Source organism: Vibrio sp. ABG19 (genome assembly GCF_029962385.1).
Lineage (GTDB): Bacteria > Pseudomonadota > Gammaproteobacteria > Enterobacterales > Vibrionaceae > Vibrio > Vibrio ostreae.
Genome location: NZ_CP071707.1, coordinates 561,025 through 577,526 on the forward strand (window position 1 = coordinate 561,025; position 16,502 = coordinate 577,526).

Genomic DNA, 16,502 nt, shown 5'->3' on the forward strand with positions numbered 1-16,502 from the left:
TCGTCCGAGCTTGATTAGCGGTGACAGCAGGCTTTTTGCGCCACAGATATTGGCGCTTTCAAGCTTTTTTAGACGATAAGGCGCAAGCCAATCACCTGGTTGCCGGATAAGCGATTCACTCCATGCTCGCTTATCCGGTTTTTTTTTGGTGTTTAGGAAAGTGCTAGAGGTCTGGGTTGAATGTATCGCTGCGGATAAAGTGATCGATCTGGCGCGCGATATAGTCGTTATAGATCATACTGGTGTGGGTAGTGCGGGTTTCAATATGGTCGGTCATGCCATCGATTTTAGTCTCTTCCACCGTGACCGTCCCATCCGACAGCGGCTCATTGCCCATCAGCAAACGGCGCATCCCGATAGGCACAGTTCCCGCAATGCTGCCCAGCTTCTGCGGAAATCGCCACTTATCCTCATGCGCTTGCAGACCATAACGGGCTGAGTTGCCAAGCAAAGCACCCAAACCGAGTTGCTGAATCTTAGCGACGATCGACGCGCCTTGCAGGGGGGAGCCAATCGCCAGCACATGGCTAATCTGTTGTGCTGAAGGCTGACGTGAAGCGAGATAATGTTTAATCATCAAGCCACCCAGACTATGGCCAACCAGAATATTTGTCTGCTTGCAATCGAGTGCTGCATCAATAGCGCGAAACACTTTACCTGCATCGATGGCCACACTGTTGTAACTGAGCACTTGAGTGGTATAGCCGAGTTTGGTGAGACGCTGGCTCAGTGGCTGCATAACCAGGCCATGCATATACAAACCGTGCAATATGATAATTTTCATCGCGAATTCAATGCCAAGGATCAGACAACCAATTTAACCACTGCCAGCACAAAAGGAAAGCACCAACCGAGTGGAGGAACGTGAGCAGGTTGCCGCTAACCAGCAGCATTAACGCATTGAATCAGATTGAAGTCTTGGGTGAAAGGGAAATGATTTTATTGATGGGATGCCAAATAATGACATGAAAGCCGGGGTGAAATTTCGGCTTGGGGAAGAAAATCGGCAGCCGGACCGGGAAGTCCTCAGCTGCCGAAGATAAATAGTCTTATTCAAATCCATTGAATATTCCTTCCATTTTTCTCATAAATATCGGCTTAGCCGTCATCGCGAGCAACGAAACCCTGTTTCACAATCAGATTGCCTGCGCTGTCTTCCGCGACGATTTTCAGCGTGCGTGCAGTTGGTGCGTAGTTTTTGTAAGTCAGCGTACCATCTTCAGAAGTCAGGTAAGTCTGACCTTGAATTTGAACCGGGTAGTTTGCCACAGCCTGACCATTTTGAGTCAGAGATACCGTTGCCAGGTTATCTTGAGTAGCGACATCCATGCTCAGATCGGCAGCCATTGCACCAGCGGCAAAAGTGGTTGAAAGAAGAGTAGCTGTGATGATTGAAGTGACTTTAGTCATGGTTCATTTCCTCTTGATTTAAGTTTGTTGAGCACCGTAGTGCTTGGAAGAAATATTAGATCTACGTCACACTTTTATCGATAAGATAAAGTTGTCCGACTTCTTCAAAAATATCGAACAAATAATCAGCGTTTCTATTTTGTACGGCGAAATAATGCCCATGATGAATGCATGTACCATTTGTAATGCAAATGAAAATTAGTTACATTCCTGCCCTGTTTTTGCGAACCACATCATAATAAATTTAATGAAAGCCCCAACAAAACTTCATCCTCTTTGCCTGGCTATTGTTGCCGGGTTAGGTGCGCCAGGATTGGGCACCGCAGCGTTTGCCGCAGATAATGCAACTTCAATCGAGCTTGCCACGCAGCCTGTGACTTCTTCTGCCGATGCTGAAACCAGCTCTGCCGATCAAGACACTATGACGGTTTATGGTCGTGCGCTCTCTTTATACCGGGCGAATGAAACCAGCCTGGCGACCAAAACGCCGACCGCGATTGACGACACGCCGCAATCTATTCAGGTATTGCCGCAACAACTGATCGAAGATCAGGGCGCGCGTCAGATAACGGATCTGTATCGCTCTGTCAGTGGTGTCAGCCAGTATTCCTATTCCGGGGTGACGTTCCGCGGTTTTCGTCAGGATGAAATTCTTTATGATGGTGTGCGCGGAGACCCGTTTAACGGCTTTGCCATTCCACAACTGTTTAATATCGAACGGGTGGAAGTGCTGAAAGGTCCGTCCTCTGCTGTGATGGGCAGTGGCGAACCGGGCGGGGTGATGAACTATGTCACCAAGAAACCGACTTATACTACCCAGCGCCGTGTTTCTGTGACGGCGGGCAACCAGGATTTTGTCAGTGGCGGCGTTGAGCTGTCGGGGCCGGTTAACGATGATGCCAGCCAGCGCTATCGTGTGGCGATTTACCAGGATCATGAAAATCCGTCCCGCACCAATACTGATGTACGCAACCGCATCATTGATCTTGGTTACAGCTGGGACATGAGCGAAGACAGCACGGTCACGGCTCAGTTCACCGATATTATCCAGCATTACGGCGGTGCCCGTCTGCGTGGTATCCCGACCGATGATGCGGGTAACTTTCTGGCTGACATCGACTGGAACGCTAACGAAGCGTCCGATTTTCAGGATCTGGAAGCGCAGGTATATCAGTTGCGTCTTGATCACAGCTTCAACGACTGGCTGAGCGGTGATGTAACGTTGCGTTACTACGAAAACAGCGAAGATCAGAAATACCATGAGCCGAACGGGCTGGAAGATACCGATGGTGATGGTGTGGCTGACTGGAGCAAGCGTCAGTTCCGCGATCAGGTTCGCGATAATAAAGCAGGTTCGGTATCGGCGAATCTCGTTGCGCTACTGGGTGATCACACGCTGCTGTTTGGCGGAGACTACTACCGCATTGATGAAGACTATGTCTATTACCGCGCCAAAAGTGTCGGTGGCCTGAGTCTGACCAATCCGGTGTATGGTGCTGACACTTCCGCTTATACCTTAAGTTTGTCTAAACAGACCGATTCACGCTCTGAACGTTATGGCGCCTATGCGCAAGATCAATGGCAGATTAGCGAGCAGTGGAATGTGTTGGCCGGACTGCGCATTGATGGCTTTAAGGATGAAGTGAACGACATCAAGAACTCGACCGAAGAGCACTATACCGGTTCTGGCATGTCCTACCGTCTGGGGTCGACTTACAAAATCAACCCGCAATGGCACCCGTATGCCGTGGTCGCGACCGGATTTGTCCCGCAGGATGCCGCGGATCAGGCGTCGTCTAACGGTGGTCCGTTTGATCCGGAAGAAAGCCTGATGTTTGAAACCGGGGTACGCAGTTACTGGTTCGATAATGCCCTAAACGTCAATCTGGCGCTGTACCATATTACTAAAGAGAACATTCTCCAGGCAGACCCGGATGACGATACACGCTCAGTGGCGTTTGGTAAGGTGCGCAGCCAGGGTGTGGAAGTGGATATGCTGGCCGATGTCACTGATAACTGGACTGCGAATCTGAGCTATGCCTACAACGATACCCGGGTCAAAGAGGCTTACGATGGTATCAGCGGCACAGTGGGAACCCGCTTTGCGAACGCGCCGCACCATCAGTTGGGGCTATGGACCCGTTACGATCTGACGGCGATCGATTCGTCGGTGGGTTTCGGCGCCGACCATGTCAGCGAGCAGTACAACCAGAGCGGCCAGATAGTCAAATCGTATACTGTGTTTGATGCTTCCTGGCAGACACGCTGGCAGGATTGGCTGTTGCAGCTCAACGTAAAGAACTTGTTTGATAAGAAGTATGCCGTCAGTGGCTTTATCGATCGTACCGGACATTTCCCGGGCGAGCAGCGTCGGGTTTATCTGACCGCAAGCTACGATTTTTAACCTAAGTCCGGCATTAGCCGGACTTTTTTGTGGCTCATTAAGAGTAAGTTAAGTGAGTAACTAAAAATAATTCTCACTGCAATTTTCGTTTCATCTGAAATCGAAATCAGTACAATCGAGAGCAGCATTAAGGTGCTGATGATCACGAAAATTAGGAAATAGATATGAAATGGTCTTGTTGGATAGCACGTAGTCTGGTGCTAATGGGATGTTGGGTGAGCTTTATGGCCTCTGCCGTGACCGTGACGGACAGTCACGGTGAATTCACCTTAGATTATGTACCGCAGCGCGTTGTCACGCTGGAGTTTTCTTTTGTTGATGCTCTGGCGGCGGTGGATGTCAGCCCGGTCGGGATTGCCGATGATAATGACCCCAATCGCCTGCTGCCTGCGGTACGCGATAAGCTAGCGCAGTGGACATCGGTTGGTACCCGCTCCCAGCCAAGCCTGGAAGTGATTGCGTCGCTCAAACCGGATCTGATTATTGCTGATGTCGATCGTCATTCATCGGTGTACCGTGATTTGCAGAAAATTGCGCCGACGCTGCTGCTGCCTTCACGCCGCGAAACCTATCAGGATAACCTCAAATCAGCAGCGATTATTGGTCAAGTCCTGGGTAAAGATAAGCAGATGCAGCAACGTCTGGCTGAGCACCAGCAGACTATGCAAGGTTACGCCAGGCAGTTGTCGACACTTAAACAGCCTGTGGTGCAGTTTGGTGTCGCGCGTGAAAACGGTTTTTACGCTCACTCAGCGGACTCTTACGCTGGCGGTGTGATTCACGCTCTGGGCCTCGATTCTCCGGCCGGACTGAAAAACGAAAATGCGTCGCGTCAGATCAGTCTGGAACAACTGCTGGCACTCAACCCCGGTTATCTGGTGGTAGGAGATTACACCCAAAACAGCATCATTACCCGTTGGGAAAAGCAACCGTTGTGGAAACTGTTGTATGCAGTGCGCGCCAAGCATCTGCTGCACGTTGACGGCAACCTGTGGGCGCGTTGCCGCGGTATCTTGGCGGCGGAATATATGGCGGCCGATCTGGTTAAACTGGTTAACGCCTGATGAGCCGGGCTGACAAGCTAAAACAGACGAGCGTGGTTGCCACGCTCGTTGTGTTTTTATTGCTGGTTGCCTGGTGGGCGCTGTTTGCCTTTTCGGCGGTGCCGGTCTCGGGCGCTGCAGCGCTGACGGCCTTGTGGGCGCCGGATGAGCAGGTGATGTCGCACATGATTGTGCGCGAAATTCGTCTGCCAAGGGTGCTGGAGGCAGCACTGGTTGGTGCGAGTCTGGCCTGCGCCGGTACATTAATGCAGGGGCTGACCCGCAATCCGCTGGCGTCACCGAGCCTGTTTGGCGTCAATGCCGGCGCGGCACTGGGTATGGCACTGGTCAGCACCGTATTTGCAGCGTCTTCAGCTCTGACGACTCCGGTGGCGGCTATGATCGGCGGATTCACGGCTTGGGGGTTAGTGATGCTGCTTGGCGGCGCCTGGAAAATGGGCTCAGAGCGCGGTCAGCTGGTTTTGGCCGGGATTGCAATTTCAGCCCTGTGTGGCGCTCTGACCAAAGCCAGCGTCATTCTGGAGGAAGATCAGGCCGCCAGTGTGATGGCCTGGCTGGCGGGCTCGTTTGCTCATGTCAGCTGGGACACCTGGCAGATGAGCTGGCCGGGCCTGAGCGCAGCGTTGGTACTCAGTATGCTGCTGGCTCCCAAGGTTAACGTGCTGGCGATGGGCGATGAGCGGGTCAAAAGCTTAGGCGTTAATCTGACTCTGCTGCGGGTGCTGATTGGCCTGGCAGTGCTGGTGCTGGTTGGCTTGTGTGTCAGCACGGTCGGAGCGATCGCTTTTGTCGGCCTGATTGTGCCGCATATGGCGCGTTTACTGGTGGGCTATGATCACCGGCGTCTGTTGCCGGTGGTAATGCTGATTGGTGCGATGCTGACCCTGCTGGCCGATATCATCAGCCGGGCGGTGGTGTTTCCGACCGAAACACCGGCCGGTGCTGTTCTGGCACTGATCGGTGCACCTTGCTTTCTGTATCTGGTGAGAAATCGCGCATGAATTCCTTAATCAAAACGCAATGCCTGCTGCTGGGCGGGATTGTTGTGCTGTCCGTGGCCAGCCTGAGTCTTGGCGCGGTACATATTCCGTTACCGCAGGTGTGGGACGGTCTGTTTCCCGGCAGTGAGCACTATTTCACCATTCATGATTATCGCCTGCCACGGATTGTCATCGCGATTCTGGTTGGTGCTATGCTGGCCAGCGCCGGGGTACTGATCCAGGGCGTGATTCGTAACCCGCTGGCATCGCCGGATATTCTCGGTGTCAGCCATGGCGCTGGTTTGGCGGCGGTGGCCCTGATGACCTTATGGCCGACGGTGTCGGTCTACTGGCTGCCGCTGGCCGCTTTGTGCGGCGGTATGGCCTCGGCACTGGTGCTGGCTTTGGTGTGCGGCGGCAAGACCGCTCCGGTCAAACTGGCCATCACAGGTGTCGCGCTGGCTGCTTTGTACGGCAGCGGAATAGACTTTCTTATCCTGACCCAGCCACTGGAAATCAACAATGCTCTGCTGTGGCTGACCGGCAGTTTATGGGGACGCGGCTGGGATCAGCTCACTTTGTTGTGGCCATGGTGGGCCGCGTTGCCTGTCATGCTGTGGCTCAGTCACGCCCTGAATCTGCTCACTCTGGGCGATGAACGTGCGCTCAGCCTCGGTATTTCGGTCAACCGGGTACGCGCTGCGGCGCTGCTGGTGGCAGTGATCTGGACTTCGGCGGCGGTTGCCGTGTGCGGACCGATCAGTTTCCTTGGTCTGGTGGCACCGCATCTGGCACGGCAACTGGTCGGCGGGCGGCATCAGAACTTACTGCCGACCGCGATGCTGGTGGGGGCTTTGCTGCTGCTGGTCGCTGACCTGGCGGCGCGCATCATTGCTCCGCCCCTTGAGCTGCCGGCCGGCATTATGACGGCTATTATCGGCGCGCCCTACTTTTTATACCTGCTAACTAAGATGAGATAACCGATGCGTTTAAGTACTGAAAATCTGACTGTCGGCTACGGCAAAGGCCCGATCGTGAAAGGGGTCGATGTCGATATTCCGGCGGGTAAAATAACCGCACTGCTCGGCCCGAATGGTTGCGGAAAATCGACCTTGCTCAAGACGTTGTCGCGCATTCTCAAAGCGCAGAGCGGGCAGGTATTATGGCAGGGTGAACCGATTGAACAGGTGGCATCGCGTACGTTGGCGCAGCATCTAGCGCTGCTGCCGCAGTCACAGGAGCCGCCGGAAGGCGTGACAGTGCGTGAGGCGGTGGCTTACGGGCGCAGTCCTTACACCGGTTTCTGGGGCCAGCTCTCGGCACAAGACAAGCAGATAGTCGAGCAGGCGATGCAGGCGACCGGTGTTGCTTCTTTTGCGGATAAAGCGGTGTCAGATCTGTCCGGTGGTCAGCGCCAGCGGGTCTGGCTGGCACTCACCCTGGCGCAGGACACCGATTTTATTCTGCTGGATGAGCCGACCACGTACCTCGATATCAACCATCAGGTTGAACTAATGAAGCTGATGCGCAGCTTAAATCAGCAGGGCAAAACCATTGTCACTGTGTTGCATGATATTAATCAGGCCTGTCGTTACTGCGATCATCTGATCGTAATGCAGGACGGACACATAGTCAGTGAAGGCCGTCCGGCGCAGGTAATGACCCCGCAATTGTTGGCCAGTGTGTTTGAGCTGGATGCGGAAATCCATCAGGACCCGATCGCTGGCACACCGATGTGTGTGGTGCGCTGATAACGGCAACAGGCGACAAGGCGAGCGCCGTTTCCGATGCCGGGGTGGTGGACGGTGGATTGTCAGTGGCGGCTGCTTTTTGAACTGGCGGACACTATCACTGCGGCTGCCACGCAGGGCGCTCGGGTCAAATGGTATCTATGAGAGCAACACAGGTTACAGGCTGTACCAGCCGATCATCGCACTGCACACCAGATACATCATCCCGATATAGCGCCAGTTTGCGTTCAGCAGCGCTTTGGTGCCCACTGCATAGCGTGACTGGATACTGAGCTGAATACCGGAAAACGGCGACAGAGTGATACCCAGCGACCAGCCCATCAGCAGCGTCATGCCGAGCAGATTCGGGTCGCTGACCGAAGGGGCAAGGATACTGCCGGCCAGTACCACACTGGTGACCGGATGCATGCCGGTCATCGCCAGAACAATCAGTACGAGTACCGTAATACAGGCTTCAAAGGCGCCGAAATGGGCTGGTGCGAGCTGAATATCCAGCGCCATCAGCGTCGCCGCGACACCGGAGGCCAGCATCGCTGCGGCGGCAAACAGCACCACTTCGCCACACGAACTGGCGATACCGACATTAATGTGATTGCGCGCGATGCGCACACCCGGTTTGCCCTTTTTCAACAGCAGCCAGCCAGCGGTAAAGGTAATCGCGGTCAGGGTGACTAATGACAGCACGCTGACGTGCGGAAACAGCTCATGGGCGCTTATCACGATCACCGCCAGCAGGGCCGGCATCCATAGTGAATACAGGGTGACCGGATAACCGGCCAGTGAATCGCTGTCAGGCTGACGCCAGATGTGCCAGGCACTCAGGCCAAGGGCAACTAAGGCTACCGGAATACCGTAGGCGACCAGAGTACTGAGCTGGGCACCGGGCGCACTGATCAGCGCCAGACCCATGGAAGCGAAAAACGGTGACCAGAATGCACAGGCGGCAAATGCCCGCAGCAGCACCAGCCCCTGGGTGGTGGAAAGCCTACCCTGAGCGGCGATCTTATCGCCGACAATGATCACTGAAGACATATTAAGGACGGAGCCAAACAGATGGGTTCCAAACAAAGTACGCAGCAGGGCGGATTTACCTTGCGGCAGCGTTTCGCCGCTGCGTACACTTTCCACCGCAAAAATGCGCAGAAAGCCGACCCCGATCAGCATGGTGACCACGTTCTGGTTTGCTTCCAGCGCTTTGCGGACATACAGCATATCGGCACCGTGGCTCATGCCGTAAATCAGGCCGGCCAGACCAATCACCAGCAGCAGGACAATCTGTTTTTTTTGCGCGGGCTTAATATAAGTAATAAACAGAGCGGCGGCGATCCAGATAGGTACGCCGGCCCAATAGCCGCTGATAAGCCCGGTCATCTGGGCACAAAGAGAGATTACCTGGCTGATCATCAGCAGCCAGCCGCCGGAAGCGGCGATAAAAGGCGTCATAGCGTTCTTAATGTGATTGAGTACGGAAAGTCGGGAGAATAAGAGACCTGGTGTCTGAATCCGGCTTCGTGTTTGCAGTCTTTGAAGCTTAAATTAGGATGGTGATCAAAACTTCAACAACGAATGTGATCATTATCAAAGCTTTTTAAGTTACGCAATAGTCAAGGGCTGAATTTTAAGCAAGGTATTGCGCAAAAGTTTAGCGGCATCAGAGCGGATAGGCGAAATGCCCGTGGGAAAGTCAGCGCTCCGTCAACCGCGTAGGCAGGTCTGAAAGTAAATCACTTCATTGCTCGCCAGTCGGTAAATGGTGGCCGGTTTGCCCCCTTTGCCTTTGCAGGACGCGGCGATTTTATTGGCGCTGACAATCACTCCGGTATCGATCAGGCGGCGTTTGACCGTCATGCGGTTCATTTCCACTCCGAATTTAGCGTAGGCTTCGATGATGTCGGCGACCAGAAACTCTTTTTCCAGCGAAAACAGCACCACCGAGGTGTACTCCACGGCGGCCCGCAGTTTTTTCCACGCATGCTGAATTTGCGCCACATGGTCAAAGGCCAGCTCTTTCTCGCCGCGCAGCAGCGGGGCCAAATCAAACCAGCCCGCACGCTCACTGTCGATACCAAAGTCTTCAATCTGACGCACATTGGACGGGTTGAGCAGGGCGTAATGGGAGATGCTCACACTCCAGCCGTCCGGGTCGCGTTTCGGGTTACCGTCTACCAGAGGGTCACTGATGAAGTTGGGAAAGGTGTGCACTTTCTGGCGGCAGATCCGGCGCCGGGCGGATTCAAAATCCTCATCGGCCGGTTCGCCGCCGGATGCCGTCATGTCTTCATCGTACACCAGGCCGCCCGGTACCGCCCATTTGCCGCAATCCGGGCGATTGGGGTTGCGGCGCTTGACCAGCAGGGTTTGGATCCCTTGTGGCGCAAGACGGAGACAAATCATATCTATGGTGACGATCATATTAGCTTTCCTGGCAAACAACGAGTCACATTCTAGGCAAGCGCGACGGCGTGGTCAAATGTAAATAACCAATTGTGACAAACTGATTTTGTCCAAATACTCAGGGCGCTTTTTACTGGTTAAAGGGCTGTAAATAGGCGGGTTCCTCTGCTTAACCATCTAAGTTTATGGATATGAATGGCTGCAGGGTTTGTCACAAAAGTTGACAAACAGGATGTGCTCATTTATTGTTCCGGCATGAGTTAAGAACACAATGTTACTAACATGAGTTATCCTTGCCGTGAACCAAAGGAAAGCACTATGAACGCTGGCCTGTTTTCTCCCCGCATTATCCGCAGTTTGTTGGACCTCGACGCCTATAAAATCAACATGATGCAGGCGATTCACTCGCTCTATCCTGATGTTCAGGTGCGTTACGAACTGATTGTGCGCAGTGATGAAGACGTCAGTGACCTGCTGGATGAAGTGCGCGATGAGATCGCGCATCTGGCGTCGTTGCGTTTTTCCGATGCCGATATTGTCTACCTCAAACAGAGTTCACCGCATCTGAAAAGCTCGTTTTTGCAGTCTCTGCGTTATTTCCATTTCCAGCCTGAGCGTCAGATTGAAATGGGCGTGGTCAAGCAAGAGGGTAAACATCAGTTGCGGATTGGGATCCAAGGCACTTGGCGCGACACCATTTTGTACGAAACCATCATTATGTCGATTGTATCGGAGGTGCGTAACCGCCGCCGCTGGGCTGACGTTCCGGCCGAACTGCCAATCGAGGTGCTGGCCGGCAAAGTAGAGAAACTCAAAGCGGAAATCGCCAAGCGCGGCATCAGCAACTTCTCACTGACTGAAATGGGCACCCGACGCCGTTTTTCCGGCCAGGTACAGCGCGACGTGATGGCGTACCTCAAGCAGGAGATCCCGGAGCTGCTGCTGGGCACCAGTAACTATCATTTTTCCCGTGAGTTTGACCTCAAACCGATTGGCACCATCGCCCATGAGTGGTTTATGGGACATCAGGCACTGGTCAACGTGCGTGATTCTCAGCGCGTCGCGCTGGAGCAGTGGCTGACGGCCTTTGACGGCCAGCTGTCGATTGCGCCGACCGATACCCTGACCATCGATGCGTTCCAGCAGGATTTCAACATGCACCTGGCGAAAGCCTTTGACGGGATCCGCCATGATTCCGGTTGCCCGTTTAAATGGGGTGATCGCATGCTGGAGCATTACGCTAGCATGGGAATTGATCCAAGCTCGAAAGTGTTTATCTTCTCCGACGGCCTCAACTTTGATGAAGCGCTGGAGTTGTGTGAATACTTTGCCGGCCGGGTGCGGATTTCATTTGGTATCGGCACCTTCCTGACCAACGATCTGGCAGGTTGGAAAAATCAGGCAGGCAAGGCGTATCAACCCCTGTCGATTGTGATTAAGCTGACTGAATGTAACGGTCGTCCGGTGGCGAAAATCAGCGATGAACCGGAAAAAGCGATGTGTGAAGACCCAATCTTCCTCGCTAACCTCAAGCGTCGTTTCAATATTGAGTTGGATGTCGATGCACTGGTTGAGGAGCTGCGTCGGCAAAAGCAGCTTAAGCGGCAGTATATCGCAGCCGCCTGATCCGACTTTCGTCGCGGCTTAGATAGACAAGATAAATTAGACAAGATAAATGCGCTGACTTCGCGCTAATCGAGTGCGGTCAACACAGCGACTGAATCACAGCCACACATCCACATCCAGCAATCAAGCGGCGTTTAACGCCGCTTTTTTATGCGCGAAATCTGCCCATTAAGCGGGTTCCTCACTTAACGTTAAAGCAGTGTACGTAACGTCAAAGCTGTGTACGGTATATTTTTCGTGCATCAAATCGCGAAACTGGGCATAATGCATTAAAACCACTTACGTAATTATAAGTAAATGACCCAAGACGAACGCCTGATCCACTTAACCCTGCTGCTTGAGCAGCAGGGTAAAATTACCCTGAACGAAATTTGCCAGCAGTTTGGTGTATCGCGTGACTCGGCGCGGCGCGATCTGGTCAAGCTTACCCAGCAGCCCGGTATTCAGCGTATCCGTGGTGGTGCGATGACGGCGCCGGTCTCCGCCAAAACTGAGCCTTACGCCGGTAAAACCATCAGCGCGGCCAAACATGCCATGGCGTTGTGCGCCGCCGAGTTGGTGGATGAGCAGGATTATCTGGTGCTCGACACCAGCACTACCTTGTCGCTGATGGCGGGCTATCTTGCCGTGCCGGCCACCATAGTGACCAATTCCGTTAATATTGTCGCCAATACAGAGCTGAGCAGTGAGCTGACCGTTCATTTGCTCGGTGGCCATTTTGACCCATACAGCCGCGCGGTACTTGGCGCTCAGGCGCAGCAACAGATGGCCGGCTATCATGTCAACAAAGCCTTTATCGGTGTGTGCGCTTTATCTGAACGCGGCCTGACCACCAACGATGAGCAGGAAGCAGCGATGAAGAAGGCCATGATGGCGCAGGCCGAGCAGGTGATTTTGGTGTGTGAACATCAGAAAATGGACGTCGAAAACTTCCATCATGTATGTGATATCGCCGCCATTGACATGGTGATCACCGACGCAGCGCCAACAGCCGCACTACAACAACTGTTTGAACGTCACGATATTCAATGCATCGTGGCAACCCCACAAGAAGGACAGCTTTAATATGACTTACGCCCCGGTAAAAACAGCCGTGATTGGTTACGGCTTCTCAGCGAAAACCTTCCATCTGCCGTTTATTAAAACCCTGCCGGAGCTGGAGCTGAGCGCGATCAGCTCCAGTCAGCAGGATGCCGTCAAAGCTGACTGGCCGGAAGTTGAGTGGTTTGCTGATGCCAATTCGCTTCTCGATAACAGCGATGCCGAGCTGGTGATCATCACGGCTCCGAATGATGTTCACTTCTCGCTCGCTCAACGCGCGCTGGAAAACGGCAAAAACGTCATTGTCGAAAAGCCGTTCGTGACCCGCATCGAAGACGGCGAAAAGCTGATTGCGCTGGCCGATGAAAAAGGTCTGACCCTGAGCGTATTCCACAACCGCCGCTGGGATGGTGACTTCCTGACCGTGAAAAAGCTGATTGAACAAGGTACGCTGGGTGAAGTGAAACTGTTTGAATCGCACTTCGACCGTTACCGTCCGGAAATCCGTCAGCGCTGGCGCGAACAGGCCCAAGACGGCGGCGGCATTTTGTTTGATCTGGCACCGCACCTGCTGGATCAGGCGTTGATACTGTTTGGCCTGCCACAGGCGATCAACGCTCAGTGCCGCCTGATGCGCCCGGGCTCTACCACCATCGATTACTACAACCTGATCCTGCACTACCCGGAGCACATTGTGCACCTGCACTCTAACCTGTACAGCCCGGAGCCCAACCTGCGCTACAAAGTGCTGGGTTCAAAGACCAAATTTGAAAAATACGGTCTGGATCCGCAGGAAGGTTACCTGAAACAAGGGCTCCTGCCGGAAGCGCCTGAGTGGGCTGCTGAAGAGGCATCCCTGTGCGGCGTGCTGTACAGCGAAGAAGGTTCTGAGCCGGTGAAAACCGAGCTGGGCGGCTACCAGCTGTACTTCAAAGCGGTGGCCGATGCGATTCGCTTAGGCACCGCCAACCCGGTACCGCCACAAGAAGCGCTGCATAATATTGCGCTGATTGAAATGGCGCTGCAAAGCAGCAAAACCGGCCAGACGATTCAGGTGAATCTATGAGCCTGACTCTGGATGATGTGTTGGCGCAGGAAGCGACAATTCAGCTCAAGCACTTCAATCACGAGACAGCCTGGCAACTGGGCTGTGCACTCAAGCAGGCGGCAGAGCAACGCGGCGCGGCGGTAGCGATTGAAGTGTTTGGTTTTGGTCAGGTACTGTTCCAGTATGCGATGCCGGGCACGGCGGCTGACAAGTTTGATTGGGTACGCCGCAAGCGCAACTCGGTGCTCAAGTACAACCACAGTACCTATTACCTGTCGCTGTACAACGCGCAGAAACAGCGTGAATTTGAAGCGCAGCTGCATGTTGATGCCAACGAGTATTGCGGCCACGGCGGTTCGTTCCCGATCCGCATCCAAGGCTCCGGCCTGGTCGGCGCGCTGACCGTTTCCGGCCTGCCGCAGGAAGAAGACCATCAGCTGGTGGCAGACGCACTGCAAAACGTGCTCAGCCAGCAATAATCTTTGTAGAACTAAAGCTTGTGTAATAAAGCTTATCCGATACACAAAGTGTAAAGCCCCGCGAGGGGCTTTTTTGTTGCACTAAGCGGCGGCTGTTTACAGTGTAAACTTAGCCCAGCTTGACCAGTACAAACTGCTTTTTGCCACGTTGCAGCACATAGTAACGGTCGAACAGGGCGAAGTGGTCGGTAATCTGCGCGCTTTCGCAGCGTTCTCCGTTGATCCGAATCGCCCCTTGTGTCAGCCATTCGCGTGCCTGACGTTTGGAAGCGGCTAGTCCGCTGGAAAGCAGCATGGCAACCACTTCCTCTCCGGGTGTCATGTCGCTGCGTGTCATATTGAAGCATGGCAATCCGTCCTGCTCTAACTGACCTAACTCGGCTTCGCTGAGCTGATTCAATTCACCGCGGAATAGCGCAGCGCTGATACGTTGCGCACTGGCGAGCCCTTCATCGCCATGCACAAAGCGGGTCACTTCACTGGCTAGGATCTGCTGCGCCTGCGGCTTGCCCTGGCGCTGTGAGTCTTGCTGTTCAATCTTGGCAATCTGCTCCATGGATAAGAAGGTGTAGTAGGCGAGGAAGCGGTACACATCGCTGTCATCACAATTGAGCCAGAATTGGTAGAACGAATACGGCGAGGTTTTGCTTGCATCCAGCCACACCGCGCCACTTTCGGTTTTGCCGAACTTAGTACCGTCGGATTTGGTAATCAAAGGCAGAGTCAGGCCATGAACTTTGCTTTGATGGAGGCGGCGGGTCAGGTCGATACCGCTGACAATATTACCCCATTGGTCGTTACCGCCGATTTGTAACTGACACTGCCGGCTGTGGTTGAGATGGGCAAAATCATACGCCTGCAGCAGCGAGTAGCTGAATTCGGTAAACGAGATGCCCTGATCCGGGCGCTCAAGCCGCTGCTTCACCGATTCACGGTTAACCATGCTGTTCACTGAGAAATGCTTGCCGATATCGCGAAAAAAGCGAATCACATCCATATCTTTCATCCAGTCGGCGTTGTTGACGCACTGGATAGGCTGATTGAGATGCGGGGTCATCAGCCGCGTAATCTGGCCGCTTAAATCCGCAACCCATTGCCCGACAGTCCCTGCATCGTTCAGGCTGCGCTCAGTGGCTTTAAAACTCGGATCGCCAATCATCCCGGTGGCACCGCCTACCAGGGCTATTGCCTGATGTCCGGCATCCTGAAAGCGCTTTAACATCAGCAAGGGCACCAGATGGCCGATGTGTAAACTGCCCGCCGTGGGGTCAAACCCGCAGTATAAGGTTTGCGGTGTAGTAAACAGCTGGCGCAGCTCTGCCAAATCGGTGCTCTGTGCGATCAGCCCGCGCGCGCTCAGGTCATTAAACAAAATATCTGAATTCATACTGCCTCCAATCATTGATGTTGGCAGCATAAGCAAACGATGCGCGCGGGGCGATGTCCCTAAAGGGACAATCACGCTGTTTTAGTCTGCTTTGGGCGTTGATGGGTAGCCGGCTGCGATCAGGTGATTTAAAAACAACTGAAACAGTTCGCTCAGCGAGGCGACATTGAGCTGGGCGTAAATGCGTTTACGATGGTTTTTCACCGTACCATGACGGATGCCGAGCTGCTCGGCGATGTCTTGTGAGTCGAGGCCCTGAATCAACAGCGCCGTGATCTGCTGCTCGCGCGGGCTGAGCCGGGCGTGTCCGAAACTGGCAATTGCCGCTTCTACCCAGTGGCGCAGATCCTGCGGCGCCTGACCACTTTCAGCCAGTAGCAACGGCTGCGGATTCCAGTGCTGACGGCATAATGCGGCCAGCGTGACAAAGCGTTGTTGCAGCGCATGTATCTCGTCTTTGGTGACAGGATGGTGCTGTGACAGAAAACCGAGATGAATCACTATACTGCGCTGGCCTGCAAGATTGACTGCCAGGGTGACTTCATCCTGCCAGCCGGTTGCGGAGTAAAACTGATGCTGATATTCGCGCTGCGCCGACTCGCTGCCCGCCACCTCGCGCCAGTGAAACACACCTTCGCTGTGCTCGCGCGCCACTTTGAGATAAAACGGGTCATGCTGATAGGCGTGGGTCAGGTAGTGCTGGAACAACAGTTCACGTCTGGCCGGCAGTGAGTCATACAAATAGATCGGATGTTTATCCAGGCGATGGCCGAGAATCACCGCGCAATCGAAGCTGAGTACGCTTTTTAGTACGTCAATAAGACGCGAGCTGAACTGCGGGCTGTGCAGCGCGCTGATCGCTTCACCGAGTGCGTGGTATTCCTGATAACTGACCTGCATGAGCATCCCTTGCGTGTG

At 53.9% G+C, this 16,502-nt stretch carries 15 protein-coding genes; 9 read left to right on the forward strand and 6 right to left on the reverse strand.

Annotation, left to right across the window (positions count from 1 at the left end; all coding sequences use genetic code 11):
• Positions 1–163 precede the first annotated feature (163 nt).
• Together J0X00_RS02455 and J0X00_RS02460 are read right to left on the reverse strand one after the other, a co-directional pair.
• Entirely contained in the window at positions 164–784 is a 621-nt protein-coding gene (locus tag J0X00_RS02455; RefSeq protein WP_136487048.1) for a triacylglycerol lipase, read from the reverse strand.
• 314 nt (positions 785–1,098) lie between these two features.
• Positions 1,099–1,410 carry a hypothetical protein gene (locus J0X00_RS02460; RefSeq protein ID WP_218561684.1) on the reverse strand — a complete coding sequence of 104 codons (312 nt, stop codon included), beginning with the start codon at positions 1,408–1,410 and terminating at the stop codon, positions 1,099–1,101.
• 247 nt (positions 1,411–1,657) lie between these two features.
• On the opposite strand from J0X00_RS02460, the gene J0X00_RS02465 reads away from it, so the two are divergent.
• From J0X00_RS02465 to fecE, 5 genes are all read left to right on the forward strand, one after another.
• Positions 1,658–3,814 (forward strand): TonB-dependent receptor, encoded by a 2,157-nt coding sequence (locus J0X00_RS02465; protein WP_282476923.1) that lies wholly within the window; start codon positions 1,658–1,660, stop codon positions 3,812–3,814.
• Between the two features lie 164 nt (positions 3,815–3,978).
• Entirely contained in the window at positions 3,979–4,878 is a 900-nt protein-coding gene (locus J0X00_RS02470; protein ID WP_218561686.1) for a Fe(3+) dicitrate ABC transporter substrate-binding protein, read from the forward strand.
• A 32-nt stretch (positions 4,879–4,910) separates the two neighbouring features.
• Positions 4,911–5,879 carry an iron chelate uptake ABC transporter family permease subunit gene (locus tag J0X00_RS02475; RefSeq protein WP_282476924.1) on the forward strand — a complete coding sequence of 323 codons (969 nt, stop codon included), beginning with the start codon at positions 4,911–4,913 and terminating at the stop codon, positions 5,877–5,879.
• Positions 5,876–6,838, forward strand: coding sequence for a Fe(3+) dicitrate ABC transporter permease subunit FecD (gene fecD / locus J0X00_RS02480; RefSeq protein ID WP_136487053.1), 963 nt, complete (start codon positions 5,876–5,878; stop codon positions 6,836–6,838). Before J0X00_RS02475 ends, fecD begins: the two co-directional genes overlap by 4 nt.
• Positions 6,839–6,841: 3 nt before the next feature.
• The gene (gene fecE, locus J0X00_RS02485; protein WP_218561689.1) at positions 6,842–7,609 is read left to right on the forward strand and encodes a Fe(3+) dicitrate ABC transporter ATP-binding protein FecE; all 768 of its coding nucleotides are present in this window, start codon (positions 6,842–6,844) and stop codon (positions 7,607–7,609) included.
• 156 nt (positions 7,610–7,765) lie between these two features.
• Here fecE and J0X00_RS02490 read toward each other — a convergent pair whose 3' ends face one another.
• The gene (locus J0X00_RS02490; protein WP_282476925.1) at positions 7,766–9,052 is read right to left on the reverse strand and encodes a hypothetical protein; all 1,287 of its coding nucleotides are present in this window, start codon (positions 9,050–9,052) and stop codon (positions 7,766–7,768) included.
• 252 nt (positions 9,053–9,304) lie between these two features.
• Positions 9,305–10,021, reverse strand: coding sequence for an NUDIX hydrolase (locus tag J0X00_RS02495; protein ID WP_136487056.1), 717 nt, complete (start codon positions 10,019–10,021; stop codon positions 9,305–9,307).
• Between the two features lie 300 nt (positions 10,022–10,321).
• Here J0X00_RS02495 and pncB point away from each other — a divergent pair, with 300 nt between their 5' ends.
• The 4 genes from pncB (at position 10,322) to J0X00_RS02515 (ending at position 14,197) form a co-directional block, all read left to right on the forward strand.
• Positions 10,322–11,629, forward strand: a complete 1,308-nt coding sequence (gene pncB / locus J0X00_RS02500; protein WP_282476926.1) for a nicotinate phosphoribosyltransferase — start codon at positions 10,322–10,324, stop codon at positions 11,627–11,629.
• Positions 11,630–11,926: 297 nt separating this feature from the next.
• Complete coding sequence (locus tag J0X00_RS02505) at positions 11,927–12,694, forward strand: DeoR/GlpR family DNA-binding transcription regulator (protein WP_282476927.1); 768 nt, start codon at positions 11,927–11,929, stop codon at positions 12,692–12,694.
• 1 nt (position 12,695) lies between these two features.
• Positions 12,696–13,736: an oxidoreductase gene (locus J0X00_RS02510; RefSeq protein ID WP_282476928.1), complete on the forward strand. Its 1,041-nt coding sequence runs from the start codon at positions 12,696–12,698 to the stop codon at positions 13,734–13,736.
• Entirely contained in the window at positions 13,733–14,197 is a 465-nt protein-coding gene (locus tag J0X00_RS02515) for a heme-degrading domain-containing protein (protein ID WP_136487060.1), read from the forward strand. The genes J0X00_RS02510 and J0X00_RS02515 overlap by 4 nt, the downstream gene beginning before the upstream one ends.
• Positions 14,198–14,306: 109 nt before the next feature.
• Here the strand turns inward: J0X00_RS02515 and tyrS are convergent, their stop codons facing one another.
• Entirely contained in the window at positions 14,307–15,584 is a 1,278-nt protein-coding gene (tyrS, locus tag J0X00_RS02520) for a tyrosine--tRNA ligase (protein ID WP_282476929.1), read from the reverse strand.
• 81 nt (positions 15,585–15,665) lie between these two features.
• Positions 15,666–16,484: a helix-turn-helix transcriptional regulator gene (locus J0X00_RS02525; RefSeq protein WP_282476930.1), complete on the reverse strand. Its 819-nt coding sequence runs from the start codon at positions 16,482–16,484 to the stop codon at positions 15,666–15,668.
• Positions 16,485–16,502: the final 18 nt, after the last annotated feature.